Source organism: Hydrogenophaga sp. LT287, assembly GCF_055702805.1.
Window position 1 is genome coordinate 348,247 of the sequence record NZ_JBVPZC010000001.1, and the last position, 19,456, is coordinate 367,702.

Annotated in this window: 18 protein-coding genes; 4 read left to right on the forward strand and 14 right to left on the reverse strand. The window is 64.6% G+C overall.

Annotated elements, in window-relative coordinates:
* Positions 1 to 135: 135 nt before the first annotated feature.
* On the forward strand, positions 136 to 1,521 hold the full coding sequence (locus tag AC0GNR_RS01620; protein ID WP_472899255.1) for a phenylacetate--CoA ligase family protein: 1,386 nt from the start codon (positions 136 to 138) through the stop codon (positions 1,519 to 1,521).
* A gap of 25 nt (positions 1,522 to 1,546) precedes the next feature.
* Here AC0GNR_RS01620 and moeA read toward each other — a convergent pair whose 3' ends face one another.
* The 4 genes from moeA to AC0GNR_RS01640 all read right to left on the reverse strand — a co-directional run bounded on the left by moeA (position 1,547) and on the right by AC0GNR_RS01640 (position 5,725).
* On the reverse strand, positions 1,547 to 2,908 hold the full coding sequence (moeA, locus tag AC0GNR_RS01625) for a molybdopterin molybdotransferase MoeA (protein WP_472899256.1): 1,362 nt from the start codon (positions 2,906 to 2,908) through the stop codon (positions 1,547 to 1,549).
* A gap of 18 nt (positions 2,909 to 2,926) precedes the next feature.
* Positions 2,927 to 3,550: a molybdenum cofactor guanylyltransferase MobA gene (gene mobA, locus AC0GNR_RS01630; RefSeq protein ID WP_472899257.1), complete on the reverse strand. Its 624-nt coding sequence runs from the start codon at positions 3,548 to 3,550 to the stop codon at positions 2,927 to 2,929.
* A gap of 134 nt (positions 3,551 to 3,684) precedes the next feature.
* On the reverse strand, positions 3,685 to 4,821 hold the full coding sequence (moaA, locus tag AC0GNR_RS01635; protein ID WP_472899258.1) for a GTP 3',8-cyclase MoaA: 1,137 nt from the start codon (positions 4,819 to 4,821) through the stop codon (positions 3,685 to 3,687).
* Positions 4,822 to 4,903: 82 nt separating this feature from the next.
* A complete protein-coding gene (locus AC0GNR_RS01640) occupies positions 4,904 to 5,725 on the reverse strand; it encodes a metal-dependent hydrolase (protein ID WP_472899259.1) in 822 nt (273 codons plus the stop codon).
* 136 nt (positions 5,726 to 5,861) lie between these two features.
* Between AC0GNR_RS01640 and AC0GNR_RS01645 the strand changes: the two genes are divergently transcribed.
* The gene (locus AC0GNR_RS01645; RefSeq protein ID WP_472899260.1) at positions 5,862 to 6,488 is read left to right on the forward strand and encodes a TetR/AcrR family transcriptional regulator; all 627 of its coding nucleotides are present in this window, start codon (positions 5,862 to 5,864) and stop codon (positions 6,486 to 6,488) included.
* Between the two features lie 68 nt (positions 6,489 to 6,556).
* On the opposite strand, the gene AC0GNR_RS01650 is transcribed toward AC0GNR_RS01645, so the two are convergent.
* A complete protein-coding gene (locus tag AC0GNR_RS01650; RefSeq protein WP_472899261.1) occupies positions 6,557 to 8,617 on the reverse strand; it encodes a sodium-translocating pyrophosphatase in 2,061 nt (686 codons plus the stop codon).
* A 303-nt stretch (positions 8,618 to 8,920) separates the two neighbouring features.
* Between AC0GNR_RS01650 and ppa the strand changes: the two genes are divergently transcribed.
* Positions 8,921 to 9,457, forward strand: a complete 537-nt coding sequence (gene ppa, locus AC0GNR_RS01655) for an inorganic diphosphatase (RefSeq protein WP_472899262.1) — start codon at positions 8,921 to 8,923, stop codon at positions 9,455 to 9,457.
* Positions 9,458 to 9,548: 91 nt separating this feature from the next.
* Here the strand turns inward: ppa and AC0GNR_RS01660 are convergent, their stop codons facing one another.
* The 6 genes from AC0GNR_RS01660 to AC0GNR_RS01685 all read right to left on the reverse strand — a co-directional run bounded on the left by AC0GNR_RS01660 (position 9,549) and on the right by AC0GNR_RS01685 (position 13,334).
* Positions 9,549 to 9,953 carry a bactofilin family protein gene (locus tag AC0GNR_RS01660; protein WP_305334347.1) on the reverse strand — a complete coding sequence of 135 codons (405 nt, stop codon included), beginning with the start codon at positions 9,951 to 9,953 and terminating at the stop codon, positions 9,549 to 9,551.
* A 3-nt stretch (positions 9,954 to 9,956) separates the two neighbouring features.
* Positions 9,957 to 10,427, reverse strand: coding sequence for a hypothetical protein (locus AC0GNR_RS01665; RefSeq protein WP_472899263.1), 471 nt, complete (start codon positions 10,425 to 10,427; stop codon positions 9,957 to 9,959).
* A 27-nt stretch (positions 10,428 to 10,454) separates the two neighbouring features.
* On the reverse strand, positions 10,455 to 11,048 hold the full coding sequence (locus tag AC0GNR_RS01670; RefSeq protein ID WP_472899264.1) for a bactofilin family protein: 594 nt from the start codon (positions 11,046 to 11,048) through the stop codon (positions 10,455 to 10,457).
* 20 nt (positions 11,049 to 11,068) lie between these two features.
* A complete protein-coding gene (locus tag AC0GNR_RS01675; protein WP_472899265.1) occupies positions 11,069 to 11,509 on the reverse strand; it encodes a polymer-forming cytoskeletal protein in 441 nt (146 codons plus the stop codon).
* Complete coding sequence (locus tag AC0GNR_RS01680; RefSeq protein ID WP_472899266.1) at positions 11,500 to 11,817, reverse strand: hypothetical protein; 318 nt, start codon at positions 11,815 to 11,817, stop codon at positions 11,500 to 11,502. The genes AC0GNR_RS01675 and AC0GNR_RS01680 overlap by 10 nt, the downstream gene beginning before the upstream one ends.
* Positions 11,818 to 11,903: 86 nt before the next feature.
* The gene (locus AC0GNR_RS01685; RefSeq protein WP_472899267.1) at positions 11,904 to 13,334 is read right to left on the reverse strand and encodes a GNAT family N-acetyltransferase; all 1,431 of its coding nucleotides are present in this window, start codon (positions 13,332 to 13,334) and stop codon (positions 11,904 to 11,906) included.
* A gap of 103 nt (positions 13,335 to 13,437) precedes the next feature.
* Between AC0GNR_RS01685 and AC0GNR_RS01690 the strand changes: the two genes are divergently transcribed.
* Positions 13,438 to 15,135, forward strand: a complete 1,698-nt coding sequence (locus AC0GNR_RS01690) for an NAD+ synthase (RefSeq protein WP_472899268.1) — start codon at positions 13,438 to 13,440, stop codon at positions 15,133 to 15,135.
* Between the two features lie 31 nt (positions 15,136 to 15,166).
* On the opposite strand, the gene AC0GNR_RS01695 is transcribed toward AC0GNR_RS01690, so the two are convergent.
* Genes AC0GNR_RS01695 through AC0GNR_RS01705 form a run of 3 tightly spaced genes read right to left on the reverse strand, consistent with a single transcriptional unit; the run spans position 15,167 to position 19,448 of the window.
* Positions 15,167 to 16,363, reverse strand: coding sequence for an efflux RND transporter periplasmic adaptor subunit (locus tag AC0GNR_RS01695; protein ID WP_472899269.1), 1,197 nt, complete (start codon positions 16,361 to 16,363; stop codon positions 15,167 to 15,169).
* Between the two features lie 2 nt (positions 16,364 to 16,365).
* On the reverse strand, positions 16,366 to 18,723 hold the full coding sequence (locus AC0GNR_RS01700) for an ABC transporter permease (protein ID WP_472899270.1): 2,358 nt from the start codon (positions 18,721 to 18,723) through the stop codon (positions 16,366 to 16,368).
* On the reverse strand, positions 18,720 to 19,448 hold the full coding sequence (locus AC0GNR_RS01705) for an ABC transporter ATP-binding protein (protein ID WP_472899271.1): 729 nt from the start codon (positions 19,446 to 19,448) through the stop codon (positions 18,720 to 18,722). The genes AC0GNR_RS01700 and AC0GNR_RS01705 overlap by 4 nt, the downstream gene beginning before the upstream one ends.
* Positions 19,449 to 19,456: the final 8 nt, after the last annotated feature.

A 19,456-nucleotide genomic window follows, 5' to 3' on the forward strand; every position in this document is an offset into this window, starting at 1 on the left:
CCCCTTGACCCAGAGCAATCGGGGTGCGCCGCCGGCCGGTAGCATGGTGTGGCACCCGCTTGTTGTTGGTGCCGCGCTGGGGCTTGGGCCGTCGACCTGGCCGCGTGTGCTCCACCGGCCCCGGGGAGTCTCTGCGTGGGCACTGTTTTCGATCCTTTTTTGCTCGCCACCACCACCGCCCAGGTGCTGTCGCAGGCGCATGCCAGCGAAACGTCGGTGGCACGCTGGCAGCAGGAGCGCTTGGGCCAACTGCTGGCGGCGGCGCGGTGCGGCTCTGCCTTGTACCGCGAACGCCTGGCGAAGTTACCCGACCACGCCAGCGCTCTCGGGCACTTGGCCCCGGTCTGCCGCGACGAGCTCATGGGCCGTTTTTCGGATTGGGTGACCGACCCCGGCCTTGTGCTGAGCGAGTTGCAGGCTTTTACATCCGACCCCTTGCGCATGGGCGAGCCCTACCTGGGGCGCTACCTGGTGTGGGAGAGTTCGGGCACCAGTGGCCAACCCGGCATTTTTGTGCAGGACGCGCGTGCCATGGCGGTGTACGACGCACTGGAAGCCGTGCGTCGCAGCCCCGACCAGCGTACCCAGCGCTGGTTTGACCCGTTCTACCTGAGCGAGCGCATGGCGTTTGTGGGCGCCACCGGGGGGCATTTCGCGAGCTTTGTCAGCCTGGAACGGCTGCGCCAGCTGCAGCCCTGGCTGGCGCCCTCCATGCGTTCTTTCTCTATCTTGCAGCCCGTGGGTGCTCTGGTGGATGCGCTCAACGCCTTTGCCCCGACGGTGCTGGCGAGCTACCCGACAGCCGCACTCTTGCTGGCCGAGCAGGCCGACCTGGGTCGCTTGAAACCGGGCCTGCGCGAAGTCTGGACGGGTGGTGAAACGCTGAGCCCCGCGGTGCGCCAGCGCATTGAAACGGCGCTGGGTTGTCGCGTGCGCAACAGCTACGGCGCCTCTGAATTTCTTGCCATGGGGTGGGAGTGCGAGGCTGGCCAATTGCACCTGAACACCGACTGGCTGGTCCTGGAGCCGGTGGACGAACACAACCGCCCGGTGCCGCCCGGGCAGCCGTCGTGTGGCGTGTTGCTGACCAACCTGGCCAACACCGTGCAGCCGCTGATCCGCTATGCCATGGGGGACCAGGTGACCATTCACCCTGAGCGTTGCGGGTGCGGTTCACCGTTCCCGGTGGTTGACGTGCAGGGCCGGCGCGACGACATCCTGCGCATGCGCGGGCTTACCGGTGACGTTGCGTTGTTGCCTCTGGCCTTGTCCACCGTGCTGGAAGAGCAGGCCGGGGTGTTTGATTTTCAACTGCGCCAGCGCGACGAAAGCACCCTGGTGCTGCGTCTGCCCCTGGCGGGTCAAGCCGGGCGCGAGGCCTTGAAGTGTTGCCGTCAGGCGCTGCAGTCTTTTGCGGTTTCGCAGGGGGCTTTGCCCATTCGAGTGCTGGGCGAGCTGGGCCAGGCGGTGCCACGGGGACGCAGTGGCAAGGCCTGCCGCATTGTGGCCAAGGGCGGTTAGCCGTTTGAGGGGCGGTGGCCTGCCGTCAGATCGCGCCGTCAAACATCATCACGTCGACCGCATCGCCCACGGCCACGTTGCCCTGGCCGTGGTGCAGCACGATCAGGCCGTTGGCTTCCACCATGGAGCGCAAAACGCCCGAGCCCTGGTTGCCGGTGGTACGCACATGCAGCGCACCGTCGGCCTGGCGTGTGACGATGCCACGCTGGTATTCGGTGCGCCCGGGCTTCTTGCGCAAGGCTTCGCCGCTGTGTGCCCTGAGCAACACCGGCTCAGCCGCGGTGCAGCCCATGAGCCGCAACAGGGCAGGGCGCACAAAGGCCAGAAACGTCACCATCACGGCCACGGGGTTACCCGGCAAGCCAAACAGGATGGCTGAGCGGCCTTGCTCGGTGCGACCGGCGCCGGGACGTCCCAAGCCGGGCTCTTCCTCCTCGGGGGGCAGCGACCCACACAGCGGTGGAGCGTGGGGGTGAACAATTCGCCCCACTGCCATCGGCCGCCCGGGGCGCATCGCAATGCGCCAAAACGCCACGTCGCCCAACTGCTTCATCATGGCCTTGGTGTGGTCGGCCTCGCCCATGCTCACGCCGCCGCTGGTGATGATGGCGTCGGCCGTGGCCGCCGCTTGGCGGAAAGCGGCTTCAAGCAAAGCCGGCTCGTCGCCCACCACACCCATATCGATCACCTCCACGCCCAGCCGGGTGAGCAGGCCAAACACGGTGTAGCGGTTGCTGTCGTACACAGCGCCTTCGCGTGGCGCTTCGCCCAGGCTCAGAATTTCGTCTCCGGTGGAGAAATACGCCACCTTGACACGCCGGAATACGGTCACGCTCGGCAGTCCCAGGCTGGCGATCAGGCCGAGTGCAGCCGGGCCCAGGGTTTGGCCTTTGCGCAACGCAGGTTGGCCCGCCATCAGGTCTTCGCCCAGCAGGCGCCGGTTGTCGCCAGCGCTCACCACACCAGCCGGCATCTCCACGCGGTCGCCTTGCACCTGCACAAATTCCAGCGGCACCACGGTGTCCAGCTCGGGCGGCATGATGGCGCCCGTCATGATCTTGAGGCACTCGCCTGCGGCCACACGGCCCGCCCAGGCTTTGCCGGCAAACGCGGTGCCCACCACCTGCAGCGCCAACGGTTGGCCGGGGCGCAACTGGGCGCTGTTGAAAGCAAAGCCGTCCATGGCCGAGTTGTCGTGTGGCGGGACGCTGATGGGTGAGATCACGTCTTGTGCGAGCACGCGGCCCAATGCATCAAACACGGACAGCGTTTCGATCTCGGTGACGGGTTCGATCAGCTCTGCAAGGAAGTCGTTGGCGCGCTCGGCGCTCAGGGTCTGCGGGTCGTAGCCCTGCAATTCAGCGGCTATCTGGGCAATGGTTTTCATGGCACAACTCAGGGCTTTTCAGGGGTTTTCCAGCGCGTGCAGTTCGGCCAGCGTGTTGGTGTTGCAAAACGCCCGGGCATCATCGCCCGGCAAGGTGAACGGCACCAACACCGTCTTGTGCTGGTCGGTCCAGCGGTCAATCTTGCGCCCACCCGCCTGCGTGAACGCAACCAGGCTTTCCAGCAGCTCCACGCGCATCAGGCAAAACACGGGCTGCGCGCGCAACTGGCCGTCCTCTTCCAGCGCGGCGGCCATAGCGATTTCGGTGCTGTCATCTTCAAACGCCTGCGCCAGCCGCTGCGCCAGGTCGAATGGAAACAGCGGTGTGTCGCAAGGCACCGTGAGCAAATACGGCGTTTCACAGCGCTCCAGCCCTGTCATGAAGCCCGCCAGTGGGCCAGCGTAGTCGCTCAGCGTGTCGGGCCATACGGGGGCGCCAAAAGCTTCATAGGCCGACAGGTTGCGGTTGGCGTTGATCATCAACTCGCCCACCAGACCCCCTTCTTGCATTTGCAGCCGCAGCACGGTGTGCAGCGCCAACGGGGTGCCGTGAAAGTTTTGCAGCCCTTTGTCGACGCCGCCCATGCGGGAGCCTCGGCCACCCGCGAGCACGATGGCGGTGATTTCATGGGTGTGGATCATGTGAACTTTTGATGAGAAAAACGGTGTGCGGGGGGATGTCTTGTTCAGCGAACGCCGTGGAACCGGCTTTGCCGGGCCACCAGCGTGGTCCCCTTGGGGGGACGGCGCGAAGCGACGCAGGGGGGGAGCTTTCTCTAGCCTCCGATGTAACTCATCTCGACGCGCCGGCCTCCGGTGGACGCGTCGGGCGGCAGGCTCGCCCGCAGCTCGGAATAGCGGTCGCTGCGGCCCTGCCATACGGCGGCAATGGCGCTCGCCAGCTGCTCGTCCGTGGCGTTGGCGCGCACCAAGGGTTTGAGGTCGTGGCCTTCGTTGGCAAACAGGCACAGGTAGAGCTTGCCTTCGGTGGACAGGCGGGCGCGGTTGCAGTCGCGGCAAAAGGCCTGTGTAACGCTGCTGATGACGCCAATCTCACCCGCTGCTGTGTCGTGCTTTCCATCGGCGTTGGCGTAGCCCCAGCGCTCAGCGGTTTCGCCCGGCGCGGAAGGGTCAAGCTGCACCAGCGGCAGTGCGGTGTGGATGTGTTTCACCACCTCGGCGCTGGGCATCACCTCGTCCATGCGCCAGCCGTTGGTGGCGCCCACGTCCATGTATTCAATGAACCGCAGCACAATGCCCGTGCCTTTGAAGTGGCGCGCCATGGGCAATATTTCGTGGTCGTTGGTGCCTCGCTTGACCACCATGTTGACCTTGATCGGCCCGAGCCCCGCTGCTTGCGCGGCCTCAATGCCGCGCAACACGTCGGCCACGGGAAAGTCGACGTCGTTCATGGCCCGAAAGACCGTGTCGTCCAGCCCGTCCAGGCTGACCGTGACGCGCTGCAAACCAGCGGCCTTGAGCGACGCTGCTTTGCGTTCCAGCAAGGAGCCGTTGGTGGTCAGGGTGATGTCCAGCGGTTTGCCTTCGACCGTGCGCAAGGCTGCCAGTTGCTCGATCAATATCTCAATGTTTTTGCGCAGCAGCGGCTCGCCACCCGTGAGGCGGATTTTTTGCACGCCGTGGGCCACAAATTGCCGCGCCAGGCGGGTGATTTCTTCGAAGCTGAGCAGCGCGCTGTGCGGCAGGTAAGGGTAGTCTTTGTCAAAGACTTCTTTGGGCATGCAGTAGCTGCAACGGAAGTTGCAGCGGTCGGTCACGCTGATGCGCAGGTCGCGCAGCGGTCGGCCAAGCTGGTCGCCCAACAAGCCAGTAGCAGCAATGGGCACGGAAGGAATAGCGGCAGAGCGCGATGCGATGCGCTGGTCTACCAGGGGAATGACGCGTTCAGACATGGCTCGATTATGGGTGACACCCGCACCGAATGCGGGGACGCACCCATAGGCCTTGGGGTTTCACCGGAGGGCTGCAGCCCGCTCAGGCAGCGCCAACCCGGGTGTAGAGGTGGGTGTTTTCTTGCAGCCAGTTTTCAGACAAGTTGCTGGACTGCTGGCTGGGGTGAAAGTCGGCACAAAAGTATGCCCGCCAGGGGCGGAAACTCTGGCGTAGCAGGCCTTGGCGGCCCAGCAGGTGTTTCCAACCGCTTTGCCAGGTGTTCCAGCGCCACAACGTGCCGTCTCGCTGCAGGTTGTTCAGCGTTTGGCGCAGCGTGTCGGTCAAAAAGATCAATGTGACGCGTCGCATCCACTTCACGCGCCAGGCGTGGCTGCCGTCCAGCGCCTGGTACAGGTCAAAAGCGGTGCATTTGTGTTCGGCTTCTTCAGCGCTGTGCCACAGCCAAAGCGCTTTCAGCCGGGGTTCGCACCCATCAAGCAGCTGCGGGTGCGACAGCATCCATTCGGCGAACAGCGCGGTGAAGTGCTCGTTGGCCGCGGTGATGGCCAGGCCGTGACGTGGATCGCTGCCATTCACCAAGCTCAAGCGCTCGCGGGCGCGTGGCTCCCAGTCGTTCACCAAGCCGTGTTTTTCGATTTGGGCGTTGAACAGCGCGTGGATGCGACGGTGTGTGGCTTCCTGGCCCACGAAGCCTTGCACTTCGGTTTTGAAAGCGCGCTGTTTGTCTTCAGGCAGTGCCTGGAGACCAGCCCGCACCGAGTCAATGAAAAACTGTTCTCCGACGGGGAAACTCATGGACAACGCGTTGAACCACGCAGTCAGGAACGCGTCGCCATTGCACCAATGCCGGCGCACCGGCTTTTCGAGGTCGATCAACAGGCGTCGGACAACAAGTGCGGTCATATCAGGTACTTTTTCAAGCTGGTACCTGCTGGTACCGAATGGCTCAGTGTGTCACTCCACGTGCCATCCTGTCAACGGGGAAAGCCCGCTGTGGCCTGTCAGCTTGGCGCCGGTGACGCCGCCTAAGATCTGGCGCATGAACACCGTTGCAGCGCCCGACCACGCCCATGAACTGGAGCATGAACACCGTACCCGTCTGCTTCAGGCCATGGCCACGGTGTCGGCTGAGAAGGGTTTGGCGGTGACCACCATCGCTGACATCGTGCGCGAAGCTGGCGTATCAAAGCGCACGTTTTATGAACACTTCGACGGCAAAGAGGCCTGTTTCCTGGCGCTGTACCGTGCAGCCAGCGGATCGGCCTTGCGCACCCTGCGCGAAGCGCTGAAGCCCGATCGGCCTTGGCAGACCCAGATTGAGCAGGCACTACGGGCCTATTTTGAGCACCTGGCGGCCGGCCCAGGCCTGGTTCGTGTGCTGTTTGTCGATATTCACCAACTTGGCTCCGAAGGCTTGCGCGCGCGCCGCGAGGTGATGCAGCAACTGGCAGACTTCATGGTGAGCACCGTGAACGGAGCAGCCTCGCCCGGCGCTGCGCCGGTGCGCGCGATATCACCAGCCATGGCCATGGCCGCGGTGGGGGGTATCAACGAACTGGTGCTGCAAGCCATCGAACAAGGGAATGCGGCGCTGTTGACAAATCTCACCGCAGGTGCCGGGGAAATTGTGCGGGTGCTGACCCACGCGGATCTGGCTGGGCTCTGATGCTTCTCCAAGCGGGGTCGTAAAAACGGCCCGCACAAGCGGGCCGTTTTTGTGTCAGCGCAGCGCTGTCAAGCCATGGGCAGCAAAGGCACGATCAGCAACGCCACGATGTTGATGATCTTGATCAGCGGATTCACAGCCGGGCCAGCGGTGTCCTTGTAGGGGTCGCCCACGGTGTCGCCGGTGACCGCGGCTTTGTGTGCTTCGCTGCCCTTGCCGCCGTGGTGGCCGTCTTCGATGTACTTCTTGGCGTTGTCCCAGGCGCCGCCACCGGTGCACATGGAGATGGCCACAAACAGGCCGGTCACGATGGTGCCCATGAGCAGACCACCCAGGGCCTTCGGCCCGAGGAAGATGCCCACCAAGATGGGCACCACCACGGGCAGCAACGAGGGAATCACCATTTCCTTGATGGCCGCGGTGGTCAGCATGTCGACCGCGCGGCCGTACTCGGGCTTGGCCGTGCCTTCCATGATGCCGGGGATTTCTTTGAACTGGCGGCGCACTTCCACCACCACCGCACCGGCCGCCCGGCCCACGGCTTCCATTGCCATGGCGCCAAACAGGTAAGGAATCATGCCGCCGATGAACAGGCCCACGATCACCATCGGGTCGCTCAGGTCAAACGTGATCTGGTGGCCGTAGGTTTCCAGCTTGTGGGTGTAGTCGGCAAACAGCACCAGCGCAGCCAAGCCGGCCGAGCCGATGGCGTAGCCCTTGGTAACGGCCTTGGTGGTGTTGCCCACGGCGTCCAGCGGGTCGGTCACGTCGCGCACGCTGCTGGGCAGTTCGGCCATTTCAGCGATGCCGCCGGCGTTGTCGGTGATGGGGCCGTAGGCGTCGAGCGCCACCACGATGCCGGCCATGCTGAGCATGGACGTGGCCGCGGTCGCAATGCCGTAAAGGCCTGCGAGCTGGTACGAAGCCAGGATGCCGACGCACACAAACAGCACAGGCCAGGCGGTGGAGCGCATGGAAACGCCTAGGCCGGCAATGATGTTGGTGCCGTGTCCGGTGGTGGATGCCTGGGCAATGTGCTTCACCGGCGAATACTGCGTGCCGGTGTAGAACTCGGTGATCCAGACCAGTGCAGCGGTCAGCAACAAGCCGACAGCACACGAGCCCCACAGCCGCCATTGGCTGCCTTCGGCGGTGATGGCGTTGTCCGGCATGATCCAGGCGGTGGCGAACCAGAACGCGATGAGCGACAGCACGCCCGCAATCGCCAGGCCCTTGTAGAGCGCCGGCATCACGTTTTTCATGCCGGGGCTGGCCTTCACAAAGAAGCAGCCAATGATGGACGCGATGATGGAAACACCGCCCAGTACCAGCGGGTACAACACGGCCTGCATGGGTGCGGCCGACACCATCAGCGCACCCAGCACCATGGTGGCGATCAGGGTGACCGCGTAGGTTTCAAACAGGTCGGCGGCCATGCCGGCGCAGTCCCCCACGTTGTCCCCCACGTTGTCGGCAATCACGGCCGGGTTGCGCGGGTCGTCTTCCGGAATGCCAGCTTCCACCTTGCCCACCAGGTCGGCACCCACGTCGGCGCCTTTGGTGAAAATGCCGCCGCCCAGGCGCGCAAAAATGGAGATGAGCGACGAGCCAAAGGCAAATCCGATCAGCGGGTTGAGCAGCTTGGCCAGGTCTTTGTCGGGTGTCAGGTTGCCATTGCCGACCAAAAACCAGAAGAAACCCGCCACGCCCAAAAGGCCCAAGCCCACCACCAGCATGCCGGTGATGGCGCCGCCGCGAAACGCCACGTCCAGCGCCGGGCCAATGCCGCGGGTGGCCGCTTGTGCGGTGCGCACGTTGGCCCGCACCGAAATGTTCATGCCGATGAAGCCACAAGCGCCCGAGAGCACCGCCCCCAGCACAAAGCCCACAGCGCTTTGAGCGTCCAGAAAGACACCGATGAGGACCGCGAGCACCACGCCGACGACAGCGATGGTTTTGTATTGCCGGGCCAGATAGGCCGCAGCGCCGGTCTGAATGGCACCGGCAATTTCTTGCATGCGGGCGTTGCCCGCGTCTTGCGAAAGAATCCAGCTGCGGGACCAGAAGCCGTAGGCCACCGCCACCAGTCCGCACACCAGCGCAAATATCAGCGCAGATTGTCCAACCATGTATTTCTCCTGCTCGTTTTTGACTTGGAGGGGGCAACGCCTTTGGGTCATCCCCGCTGCGTTGCTTCCTCGTGTCCTTGTTCGTTCGCGGCTGGGCGAGCGTGCAGGGCGATTGGCCAACGTGTCAAATTTAGCGGGTATTGCGTGCGCTGGGTACCGCCCGTGCGACGGAAGTAAGCCTGGAATCAGTAAAATCAGGGTAAATCCTAGGCGCTGCACGGTTCACACTGTCACGTGGCCCGCGCCCGGTGCCAAGGTGCCCCAAGGGCCGATCCGTTTTCAACCAACCTTCAGACTCACAACATGTCCCTCGACAACGTCACCCCTGGAAAAAATGTCCCTGACTCTTTCAACGTGATCATCGAGATCCCGATGAACGCCGACCCGATCAAGTACGAAGTGGACAAAGAAACCGGCGCGATTTTTGTCGATCGTTTCATGAGCACCGCCATGCACTACCCGACCAACTACGGTTACGTGCCCAAGACCTTGTCTGGCGACGGCGACCCGGTGGACGTGTTGGTGATCACGCCCGTGCCGCTGATCCCGGGCGTGGTGGTGCCTTGCCGCGCCATCGGTATTCTGAAGATGCAGGACGAAGCCGGCGAAGATGGCAAAGTGCTGGCGGTGCCGATCGACAAGATTTTGTCTATCTACACCCAGTGGCAAAAACCCGAAGACCTGAACCCCATGCGCCTGAACACGATTCAGCACTTCTTTGAACACTACAAAGACCTGGAGCCAGGCAAATGGGTGAAGGTGATCGGCTGGGAAGGCAAAGACGCCGCCCACAAGGAAATCACCGACGGCATTGAGGCTTACAACAAAGCCCAAGCCTGATTCTTCAGCGCTTCAAGCGTCAAAAAGCGCCTGTGCGGTCACCCGCACAGGCGCTTTTTTCTTGACCAGACTTGCGGGTGAAACGGCGCGATCAGGACGCGGCTGCGTCAATGTCGCCGCGGTACTCGATCTTGCCGCGCACGCGAGCGCGTGGATGCATGTCGATCATTTCGTCGTAGCTGGCGTCGCCCAGCAAGGTGGCCGAGCCGGTGATTTCGAGCGCTTTGCGCGCAATCACCGTGCCAATGACCTTGCCCTCAATAAACACGTAGTCGGCCTCCAGCCGGGTGTTTTCAATCACCCCGGTGGCGCCCACGTGCAGCGTGCCGCCGCTCTCAAACGTGATGTTGCCTTTGAGCAGGCCATCCACCTTGATGCCCTGGTCTCGGGTGGTGTGGAAGTTGCCGTCAAACACGGCGCCCTCGGCGATCAGGCTGGTGATGGCGCTCAGGCGCTCCACGGGTACCAGGCGGGTGGTGGCGGGGTTTTGGCTCATGGGTCAGGGCTCCTTGCTGTGCAACCAGTTTTCGGGTTTGAGAGAGGGATCTTGGACGGCTTCGGTGGCAGGCGGCGAGGCGCTTGCAGCGGGTGGCGTGGTGCGGCTTGACGACCAACCCGGCTCCAGGCGGAGCGTGATGGCGTCGGCGGCTGTTTCGTGGGGTTCTGTTGGCGCGGGTACCTGCTGGGTGGCGGTGGGTGCGGGCTTTTCCTGTGTGGTCACCGCCAGCGCCTGGTGCAGGCCCGGCAGCAGCCAGAGCCAGACCGCTAGCGCAGCGCTGAGCACCAGCAACAAGGGCAGGCCATAGCGCCAGAAAGCCCACACCAGCCAGCGCAGCGCCAGCCGGCGCCGGCTCACCCACCGGTCGCGTTGCCAGCTGGCCTGGAGCGCGGTGCGCAACAGTGCCTGGGCATCGGGCACATGAGCCGGTGCGGCAGGCAGGGCAGGTGGAGCCGGACGCGACCACAGCATGGGTATCCGTCAGGCCTGTCAGCGGTTTCAGCGGGCGCTGCCGCTGGGCGCCACACGCTCCAGCGTGGCGTTCAGGTCGGCGCCGTTCACCTGAATGCGGCCGTAGCGCACCAGGCCGTGCACACTGGCGGTGTCGTGCAAGGACACCTCTCCCTGGCCGGAGTCCAGGATGCCGTCGGTGTGCCCCATGACGGAAATTTTTTGCGCGGTGATGTCGCCTTTGACCCGTCCGGTTTCGGTGACGACCACCGACACCACGGCGCCAGGCGCCTGCGTGAGGTTGCCTTCAACCGTGCCCGCGATGCTGCAAGGGCCACGGAGTTCGGCATGGCCCACGAAGTGCAAGCCCTCGGCCAGCATGCTGCGCGCCTGGCCGCCGTCGCCACCCTCGTTGGGCATCACCGATTGCACCTGGGGGTGCAACATCGGCATGTGGGCCGCCTGGGTCGGCGGCATGGCGTTGCCCACATCCACTTCCATAAAGGGGTTGGCACCGCTTCCGTTGTTTGCCTCTGCATTCTGGGGGTCGGCAGCAAAAGCTTCTTCGTCGGGTTGCGTGGGGTTGTTGTCCATGTCCTGTTCCAGGTGGCGGTCGGGGTGGAGGTAGCGGTCGGCTTTCATGGCGGGTGTGTTCTTTCAGCTCACGGCGGGTCCGGCAGCACATCGTGCAACACCGGGAAGTTGTCGCCCTTTTTAAGCGTCTTGAACGGGCCTTGCAAGTCGGCACCCTCGTAAAGTTGCAGGCGCCTGGCCATCAGCGTGCCGGTGGACACGCCGGTTTTTGACACATAGGCCATACCCTGGCATTCCAGGCTAGTGTCGTGGGCGCTGGCACCGGCAGCGCCCAGCCGACCAAAAAGGTAGGTGTCGCCCGACACCCGGACACGACCGCGCACGACGCCGCCGGTCCACACGATCAAGCGTCCGTTGACGCGGATGTTGCCCGCAATTTCACCTTGCACCAGCAAGCCGCCTTCAAAGCTCAGGTCGCCGCTCAGCTGGCTACCCGCCGCGACCCGGTTCACCACGTTCATGGCGATGGGGTCGATGGTGAGCGTGTCTTGCGGTGTTTTCACATCCATTGCTGGAGCCCCCAGAAAACCGCCGTAGCCAGCAGGCTCGACACCCCAAGTGCGGCGAGCCACAAGGCGTGCCGCTCCAGCCAGCGGCGTACCCGGCCGGGGCGATGGCGGGGTTGGCCCATGCGGTCACAGGCATGGCTCATCACGATCCAGTCTTTCCAGACACGGCTCAAACGGGTGTCTGCGTTGATCAGATGGACTTCAATGCCGGCGACCGCAGCACGGCTTGGATCGAGCTGGCGCCCAAGCAGCACCGAAAAAGGTGCGCCCACAATGGTCTGGGTAAAGAAGGCGTCTGTCTCGTTCATGTTCGCGGTAGTTTAGCGACCGGCTTCTGTGATGCAGGGCGTGCGTCTCACACTTCGCGAGGAATGTTGCTGCCCTGAGCAGCCTGTCACGCTTCGGTGGGCGGCGCCAACGGTGTTCGCAACGCCGGCGAGCCCTTCATGGGGTTGCGCTGTGCCAGGTGGTCCAGGTATTGCTGGATGCCTTGGTCTTCCCGTTCCAGAAACCGCTCCACCGCGTCGGCGAACGATGGGTGCGCCAACCAGTGCGCGCTGGTGGTCTTGACGGGAAGCAGGGCGCGAGCCATTTTGTGCTCGCCCTGCGCGCCGCCTTCAAAGCGCGTATAGCCGTGGGCGATGCACCAGGCGAGTGGCTGGTAGTAGCACGCTTCAAAGTGCAGGCAGTCCACGCGTTCCAGCGCGCCCCAGTAGCGCCCATAGGCCACGCGCGCCTGCGGGTCGATGCCAATCAGGCTGCTGGCCATGGGGTTGCCGTCTCGCTCGGCAATGAACAGCAGCCAGTGCTCGGGCATGGTCTGCGCCATGCGCTGAAAAAAATCGCGGTTCAGATAGGGTGCGTTGCCGTGCTCCCGGTAGGTGCGTTCGTAGCAGCGGTAAAAAAAGTCCCAGTCTGCGGCCGATATGTCTGCGCCCATGGACCATCGGAATACCACCCCCGCCTCAGCCACCTTGCGCCGCTCTTGCCGGATTTTTTTGCGCTTCTCCTGCTGCAGGCTGGAGAGGAAATGGTCGAAATTTGCAAAGTGTTGTGGCTCAGCGCTCACGAGGCCAGCCCCCTCGGGGGGCAGCGAACCACACGCAGTGGGGAGCGTGGGGGCTACAGGCCGCAGCGCCGGGCCGCCCCTAGCAAGGCCAGCCCCCTCGGGGGGCAGCGAACCACACGAAGTGGGTAGCGCGGGGGCCGCAGGCCGCAGCGCCGGGCCGCCCCCAGCAAGGCCAGCCCCCTCGGGGGGCAGCGAACCACACGAAGTGGGTAGCGTGGGGGCCACGTTGCGCCAGTGAAACTGCACCGTGTGGCGCAGCATCATGCCCGCGGCTTCGCAGGCCGCCACGTCTTGTGGCTGGGCAAACAACAGGTGCAAAGACGACAGGTCTTCCTCTCGGGCATGGCTCAGCAAAGCCTGAACCAACGCTGTTCTTGCAACCATATTTTCGGCCAGCAGCCGCGCACCCGGCACGGGCGTGAACGGCACCGCTACAAGGGCTTTGGGGTAGTAATCCAGCCCGTGCTGGGCGTAGGCATTGGCCCAGGCCCAGTCAAACACGTACTCACCGTACGAATGGTTCTTCAAATACAGGGGGCAGGCCGCATGCAGATCGGCGCCTTGCCACAGGGTGACGAAACGGGCTTGCCAGCCTGTCGGGTGTTGCGCGCAGCCGCTGGCGTGCAGCGCCGCCAGGTAGGCGTGGGCCATGAAGGGGCTCGGGTCGGTCTCCAGCGCCAGCAGGTGATTCCAGGCGTCGGCCGGAATGTCCAGCGGTGAGGAAAAGACCCGGGTGACATAATCGTGCGAACTCACGTTTCAGCCCTCACATGCCTGCACGCAGGGCTGTTTGAAGGCGGGTGGCGCGCCGGTTCCGTCGCCTGTTCCATTGCCCGATTCCGTTCTACTTCCAGACTGCATGACACTTCCAATTTGCGTGGCCCAGCTCAACTTTGTGGTGGGCGACATGGCGGGCAATGCCCAAAAAATCATCGCCGCCGCGCATCAGGCCCACTCGCGCGGTGTGCGGGTGTTGCTCACGCCGGAACTGGCCCTCTGCGGTTACGCGGCTGAAGACCTGTTTTTGCGGCCAGCGTTCATTGACGCCTGTGATGATGCACTGAAAAGCATCGCCCTTCAGACCGCAGGACTCAAGGGGCTGCACATCGTGGTCGGACACCCGGCGCGCATCCCACAGCTGGGCGCTGAAGCCCGCCGCGAGCGCAGTGTGTCGGTGGCGCGCCTGCACAACGCCGCGAGCGTGTTGCTCGATGGCGCTGTGACGCATACCTACGCCAAGCGCGAGTTGCCCAACTACCAGGTGTTTGACGAGCGGCGCTACTTTGCACCAGGCCAGGGCACTTGCGTGTTTGATGTGACCACCGCTGAGGGTGCGCCGGTGCGCGTTGGGGTGCTCATTTGTGAAGACGCCTGGTTTGACGAGCCGGCCGCGGATGCCCGGGCCGCTGGGGCAGAGGTGCTGGTGGTCATCAACGCATCGCCGTTCCACACGGGCAAGGGCGGTGAGCGCGAGGCGGCCATGCGTGGACGCGCGCAAGCCACCGGCCTTCCCATGGTGTACGCGCACCTGGTGGGCGGGCAGGACGAGGTGGTTTTTGAAGGCCGCAGTTTCGTGTTGGCGGCAGACGGCTCGCTGGCCGGTCGCGCGGTGAGTTTTGAAGAAACGCTGTTTGACTGCACCTTTCACCGGCAAGGCGCTGGCTGGACAATTGACGCCAGCACCGACCGCGACCACAGCGCCGATGCCGACCTGTGGCACGCCTTGGTGCTGGGCGTGCGCGACTACATCGGAAAAAACGGCTTTCCTTCAGCGTTGCTGGGTCTGTCGGGCGGTATCGACTCGGCGCTGGTGCTGGCGATTGCGGTGGATGCGCTGGGCAAAGACCGGGTGCGCACGGTGATGATGCCGTCGCCCTATACGGCCGACATTTCCTGGATCGATGCGCGCGACATGGCTGAGCGCCTGGGCGTGCGTTACGACGAGATCGACATTGCGCCGCAATTTGAAGCCTTCAAGGCCAGCCTGGCCACCGAGTTTGCCGGCCTGCCCGAAGACACCACCGAAGAAAACCTGCAGGCCCGCATACGCGGCACCTTGCTCATGGCGTTGTCCAACAAGTTTGGCGGTATCGTGCTGACCACAGGCAACAAGAGCGAAATGGCCACCGGTTACTGCACGCTGTATGGCGACATGGCCGGCGGTTTCGCCGTGATCAAAGACGTGGCCAAGACAGCGGTGTTTCGCCTGGCGCGCTGGCGCAATGCGCACGACCCCTACGGCACCGGTGCCAACCCGATTCCCGAGCGCATCATTACCCGCCCACCCAGCGCGGAGCTGCGGGCTGACCAGAAAGATCAGGACAGCCTGCCCGAGTACGACGTGCTCGACGCGATCATTGAGCGCTACATGGAAAACGACCAGAGCCCGGCCCAGATCGTGGCTGAGGGCTACAGCGCGGCCGATGTGGACAAGGTGGTGCGGCTGATCCGCATCAACGAATACAAGCGCCGCCAAGCCCCGGTGGGCGTTCGTGTGACGCACCGCAGTTTTGGCAAAGACTGGCGCTACCCGATCACCAGCAAATACCGGGCTTGAAAACACGGCCTGGCGCTGCGCGTTGGGCCTCTCAGGGACGGTGCACCCTCGCACCGTCGGCGAGCTCCCGTGGCGGGTGAATCACCACGCTGTCACCGGCTGACAAGCCCTCCAAAATCTGAACGTGGCCGTCGCCCTGCAAGCCTGAGGTCACGGCCGTGAGGCGGGCTTTGCCACCTTCTATGCGAAACACCTCAGACGCGCCGTTGTGGCGAAACACGGCGCTGCTGGGCGCGCGCAAGGTGTCGGCCACTTCATGCAGCACAAACCGCGCATGCACGCGGTAAGCCTCACCCAGACGCGCCCATTGGTCGTGCGGGCTGGTGATGTCGATCACCACCCACACCCGCTGCTCTTCAACACCCAATGCTGATGTTTTGGTAAAAGCGCCTGGGTCTACCCGGCGCACGGTGCCTTGCAGCGCGGGGCCATCGCCCCAGCGCAGCAGCGCCACGGCCATGCCGGGTTGAATTTGCACCGCGTCGGGTGACAGCACATCCACCACCACCTCCAGCGCTGCGGGGTCGCCAATTTCAATCAATGCATCGCCGGGCATGACAGGGCGGGCGCTTTCCACAGGCCGGCGCAGCACCACGCCATCCACCGGGGATGTGATTTGCAGGGCTGTCGCAGACGGCGCACCCGGGCCTCCCACGGCCAGTGCGGCGCGGGCCGCATCAAGCTGGTGGGCTGCGGTGGTTTGCCGAAAGCGGGCACTCTGGGCCTCCAGCGCACTGCGTTGCCACGCGGTTTCAGCCGCCAGCAGGCCTTGGGCCGACACCATGCCCTGGGCTGCCAGTGGGCGCAGGCGCTCGGCTTCGACCTGGGCCTGCGCCGCGCTGGCCTGGGCCGAGCGAGCTTCGGCCTGCGCCGACTGCAGCTGTGCCTGCGCCGCCGCCAGTCGGGCGGTGGCCTCGGCGCGGCTGCGCGCGTCCAGCGTGGGCGCCGCCACCGGGTCCAGCGTGACCAGCACCTGCCCGGCGTGCACCGCATCTCCGGGCGCGAGTGCGATGCGGCGGGCTATGGCCGCCACCGGCGCGGTGATGGCATAGGGGTCGCGCAGGCGGGTGCGGCCTTCGGCTTCGAGCGTCTGGCTCACCGTGCCGCGCTGCACTTTGGCGCTATCCACCTTCAGGCTGCTGGGCCACAAGGCCATCACGGCCAGCGCCAGCGCCACCAGCAACAGCAGCGCGTAACGGAACCATCGGGCAGTGGGTGTGTTCTTCATGTTCATTCCCGTGTTTTCAAAACGGCCACCAGGTCGAGCTGGTCCAGCCGACGCAGCACCAGCCAGGCCGAAAAGCCTGCGGCCACCAGCAACACCGTTCCCGCCATGGCGAACCCGGACGGGAGCAACACCAGCGGAATGCGGTACAGGTCTGACCGCATGCCCCAGACCAGCAGGGCGCTCATGCCGTACCCCATAGCAAAACCGGGTACCAGCGCCAGCAGGGTGAGCGTGCCCAGCTCGCCCATCAGCAAGGCCCGCACCTCGCGCCGCGTGTAGCCCAAAATGCGCAAGCTGGCCAGGTCGCGCGAACGCTCGGCCAGGGTAATGCGGGCCGCGTTGTACACCACGCCAGCGGCCATGCTCGCGGCCATCAGGGTGGCGATGAGCGTGAAGGTCAAAATGTTTTCGGCCATGGTGTCGCGAAAACTGGCGATGCTGGCGTTGCGGTCGCTCACCGCCACGATCCGTGGGCGCTCTCGCAACGCCGACACCACCGCCGGACGCGATTCAGGTGGCACCTTGAGCCAGGCGCCCGACACCAGGTCGCCGTCTTGGCGCAGCCGGTTGAGCCAACCTCGATCGGCGTAGGCGCCCACACCCAAGTATTCGGTGACGGTGGCCGCCAGGGGCAGTTGCAGCGTTTCGCGGCGGCCGTCCAGAAACTCCACCTCCAGCAGGTCGCCTGGCCGAACCGCCAACAGCTCGGCCAGGTAGTCCGTCAGCAAAAGGCCTTTGGTGGGCATGGGCACGGGCTGCAGCGAAGCGTCGAGCACGCGCTTGAGATCGGCCGGTTCGCTCATGCCCTGCAAAGCGGTGGTGTAGCTGCGGTGCCCGTTGCGCAATTTCACGGCACTGGCCCGAAAGCCTTCCACCGATTGCACGCCTGCAATGGACCGCAGTTCTTCAAGGGCGCGCGCGCTGGCAGGCTCGGCCAAGGTCACGGTGAGGTCATCGCGCTGGGCCAGGCCAAACTGCACGGCAATCATCTCTTCAATCGCGTCGCGCTGCAGGTTGGACATCACCAGAATGCCGCAGGCCATGCCCATGCCCGCAATCGACATCAGCGAGCGCAGCGGGCGCCGCTCCAGGTTGCGCACCACCATGCGGGCGGCCGCGTCCAGCAACTGGCCCGCGCCCAACCGCTCGGTGAGCGTGCGGCGGTACACCGCAGGCGCTTCGGGGCGCATGGCCTCGGCCGGCGAGAGCCGAAACGCCCGCAGCAGGCCCTGCGCCGTGCCCAGCGCGGCCGCCGCCACAGCGAAGCCCACCGCCAAGGCCCACACCACCGGCTCTACCGACCATTCCAGAAAGGGAAATCTGTAAAAACGCATGTACAGGTCGGCCATGCCGCGCCCCATCCAGGCGCCCAATGCCACGCCCGGCAACACCCCCACGCCCACCATCAGCAGTACCAGCTGTGCGTAGTGCCGTCCCACCTCCCAGCGGCTGTAGCCAAACGCTTTGAGCACCGCAATTTGCTCGCGCTGGGTGCCGATCAGGCGGCTGATCACCACGCTGAGCAGAAAGGCAGATACGCCCAGAAAGATACCGCTGAAAAGGCGGGTCATGGTGTTGAGCTGCTTGAGTTCCTCGTCCAGGAACCGGTGCGACATTTGCAGGTCGCGCCCATGGGCGCCCAGACCGCCATAAGGCTGTAGCAGCCGGTCCAGCGGGTCTATGACCTGGTGTGCGGTCGCTTCGGGCTGCAGGCGAATGCTCAGCTGGTTGAAGGCGCCGTTCAGATCGAACGCGCTGGCCAGTGCCTCGCGCCGCATCCACAAAATGGCGAAGCGCTCGAAGTCGGGGAACACGTCGCCGGCGCGTATCTGGTAAATGAATTCGGGCGACAAGCCCACGCCGCTCAGCGTGAGCCGCTGGCGGCGCCCGTTCACAATGGCGGTGAAGCCATCGCCGGGGTGCAGCCCGTGGGCTTGCGCAAAGGCTTCGCCGGCCACCACCTCCCAGGCGCGCTCGGGCAACCGGCCTTCGCGCAAATAAATCTGGTTCAAGTCGTCGTCGCCCGGCTCCGGCAAGGACACCACCTGCGCAGTGACCGCCTGGTGGTAGCCATCCACTTCCAGGTTCACGCCCGCCACGATGCGGGCTTGCGCCTGCGCCACGCCGGGCAGGGCGCGCACCTCGTGCAACAGCGGCATCGGCGCGCGCTTGACCTGCGCAAACACGTCGGCAAAGCGGTAGGTTTCGTAAAACCGCGCACGGGTGTCAGACAGCGCCTGGTGGTTGGTCACCGCCATCACCATGGTGGCGATGCCGCCAATGACCACCAGCGCAATGGCCAGCGACTGGCCACGCAGTTGCCAAAAATCTCGCCAGAGTTTGTGGTGCAGCGCTTTCACCAGTGCAACTCCGCCGCTGGCCTGGGCTGCGCGTGGCGCTCTTCGCGGGCGATTGCGCCGTCGCTCAGGTAAATCACCCGGTTGGCCATGGCCGCAATGCCCACGTTGTGGGTGATGATGACCGTGAGCGCCCCAGTTTCACGGTGAATATGCTCCAGCGCCTGCAACACCAGCACACCGGTGGCCGAGTCCAGGGCACCCGTGGGCTCATCGCACAGCAGCACGGCGGGCCGCTTGGCGATCGCGCGTGCGATGGCCACGCGCTGCTGTTCACCGCCCGAGAGCTGGGCCGGAAAGTGGTGCCTGCGGTCGGTCAGCCCCACCAGCGCGAGCGCGTCCAGCGCGGGCATGGGGTCGTCGGCAATGTCGGTGACCAGCTCCACGTTTTCCAACGCAGTCAGGCTGGGTATGAGGTTGTAGAACTGAAAAACGAAGCCCACAGAGGCGCGGCGAAACCGGGTCAAGGCATCCTCGTTGGCGCCGGTCAGTTCGTGGCCCTGGCACACCACCCGGCCTTGGGTGGGCGCATCCAGACCACCCAGGATGTTGAGCAGGGTGGACTTGCCGCTGCCCGAAGCGCCCAGCAAGACCACAAATTCGCCCGCGTAAAGATCCAGGTCGACACCCCGCAGCGCCTGCACGGTGACCTCGCCCATGGTGTAGGTCTTGGTCAGCCCGCGCGCATGAAAGACGGGCTCAAGTTGGGTCTCAGGTATCGGCTGCATCCCCACAA

Bases quoted from the DNA above. Each gene is read 5' to 3' on its own strand.
- AC0GNR_RS01645 (WP_472899260.1), top strand. From the start codon at position 5,862: ATGAACACCGTTGCAGCGCCCGACCACGCCCATGAACTGGAGCATGAA.
- moaA (WP_472899258.1), bottom strand. From the start codon at position 4,821: ATGTCTGAACGCGTCATTCCCCTGGTAGACCAGCGCATCGCATCGCGC.
- AC0GNR_RS01695 (WP_472899269.1), bottom strand. From the start codon at position 16,363: ATGAAGAACACACCCACTGCCCGATGGTTCCGTTACGCGCTGCTGTTG.
- AC0GNR_RS01665 (WP_472899263.1), bottom strand. From the start codon at position 10,427: ATGCTGTGGTCGCGTCCGGCTCCACCTGCCCTGCCTGCCGCACCGGCT.
- AC0GNR_RS01690 (WP_472899268.1), top strand. From the start codon at position 13,438: ATGACACTTCCAATTTGCGTGGCCCAGCTCAACTTTGTGGTGGGCGAC.
- AC0GNR_RS01705 (WP_472899271.1), bottom strand. From the start codon at position 19,448: ATGCAGCCGATACCTGAGACCCAACTTGAGCCCGTCTTTCATGCGCGC.
- moeA (WP_472899256.1), bottom strand. From the start codon at position 2,908: ATGAAAACCATTGCCCAGATAGCCGCTGAATTGCAGGGCTACGACCCG.
- AC0GNR_RS01650 (WP_472899261.1), bottom strand. From the start codon at position 8,617: ATGGTTGGACAATCTGCGCTGATATTTGCGCTGGTGTGCGGACTGGTG.
- AC0GNR_RS01640 (WP_472899259.1), bottom strand. From the start codon at position 5,725: ATGACCGCACTTGTTGTCCGACGCCTGTTGATCGACCTCGAAAAGCCG.
- AC0GNR_RS01660 (WP_305334347.1), bottom strand. From the start codon at position 9,953: ATGAGCCAAAACCCCGCCACCACCCGCCTGGTACCCGTGGAGCGCCTG.
- ppa (WP_472899262.1), top strand. From the start codon at position 8,921: ATGTCCCTCGACAACGTCACCCCTGGAAAAAATGTCCCTGACTCTTTC.
- AC0GNR_RS01670 (WP_472899264.1), bottom strand. From the start codon at position 11,048: ATGAAAGCCGACCGCTACCTCCACCCCGACCGCCACCTGGAACAGGAC.
- mobA (WP_472899257.1), bottom strand. From the start codon at position 3,550: ATGATCCACACCCATGAAATCACCGCCATCGTGCTCGCGGGTGGCCGA.
- AC0GNR_RS01680 (WP_472899266.1), bottom strand. From the start codon at position 11,817: ATGAACGAGACAGACGCCTTCTTTACCCAGACCATTGTGGGCGCACCT.
- AC0GNR_RS01675 (WP_472899265.1), bottom strand. From the start codon at position 11,509: ATGGATGTGAAAACACCGCAAGACACGCTCACCATCGACCCCATCGCC.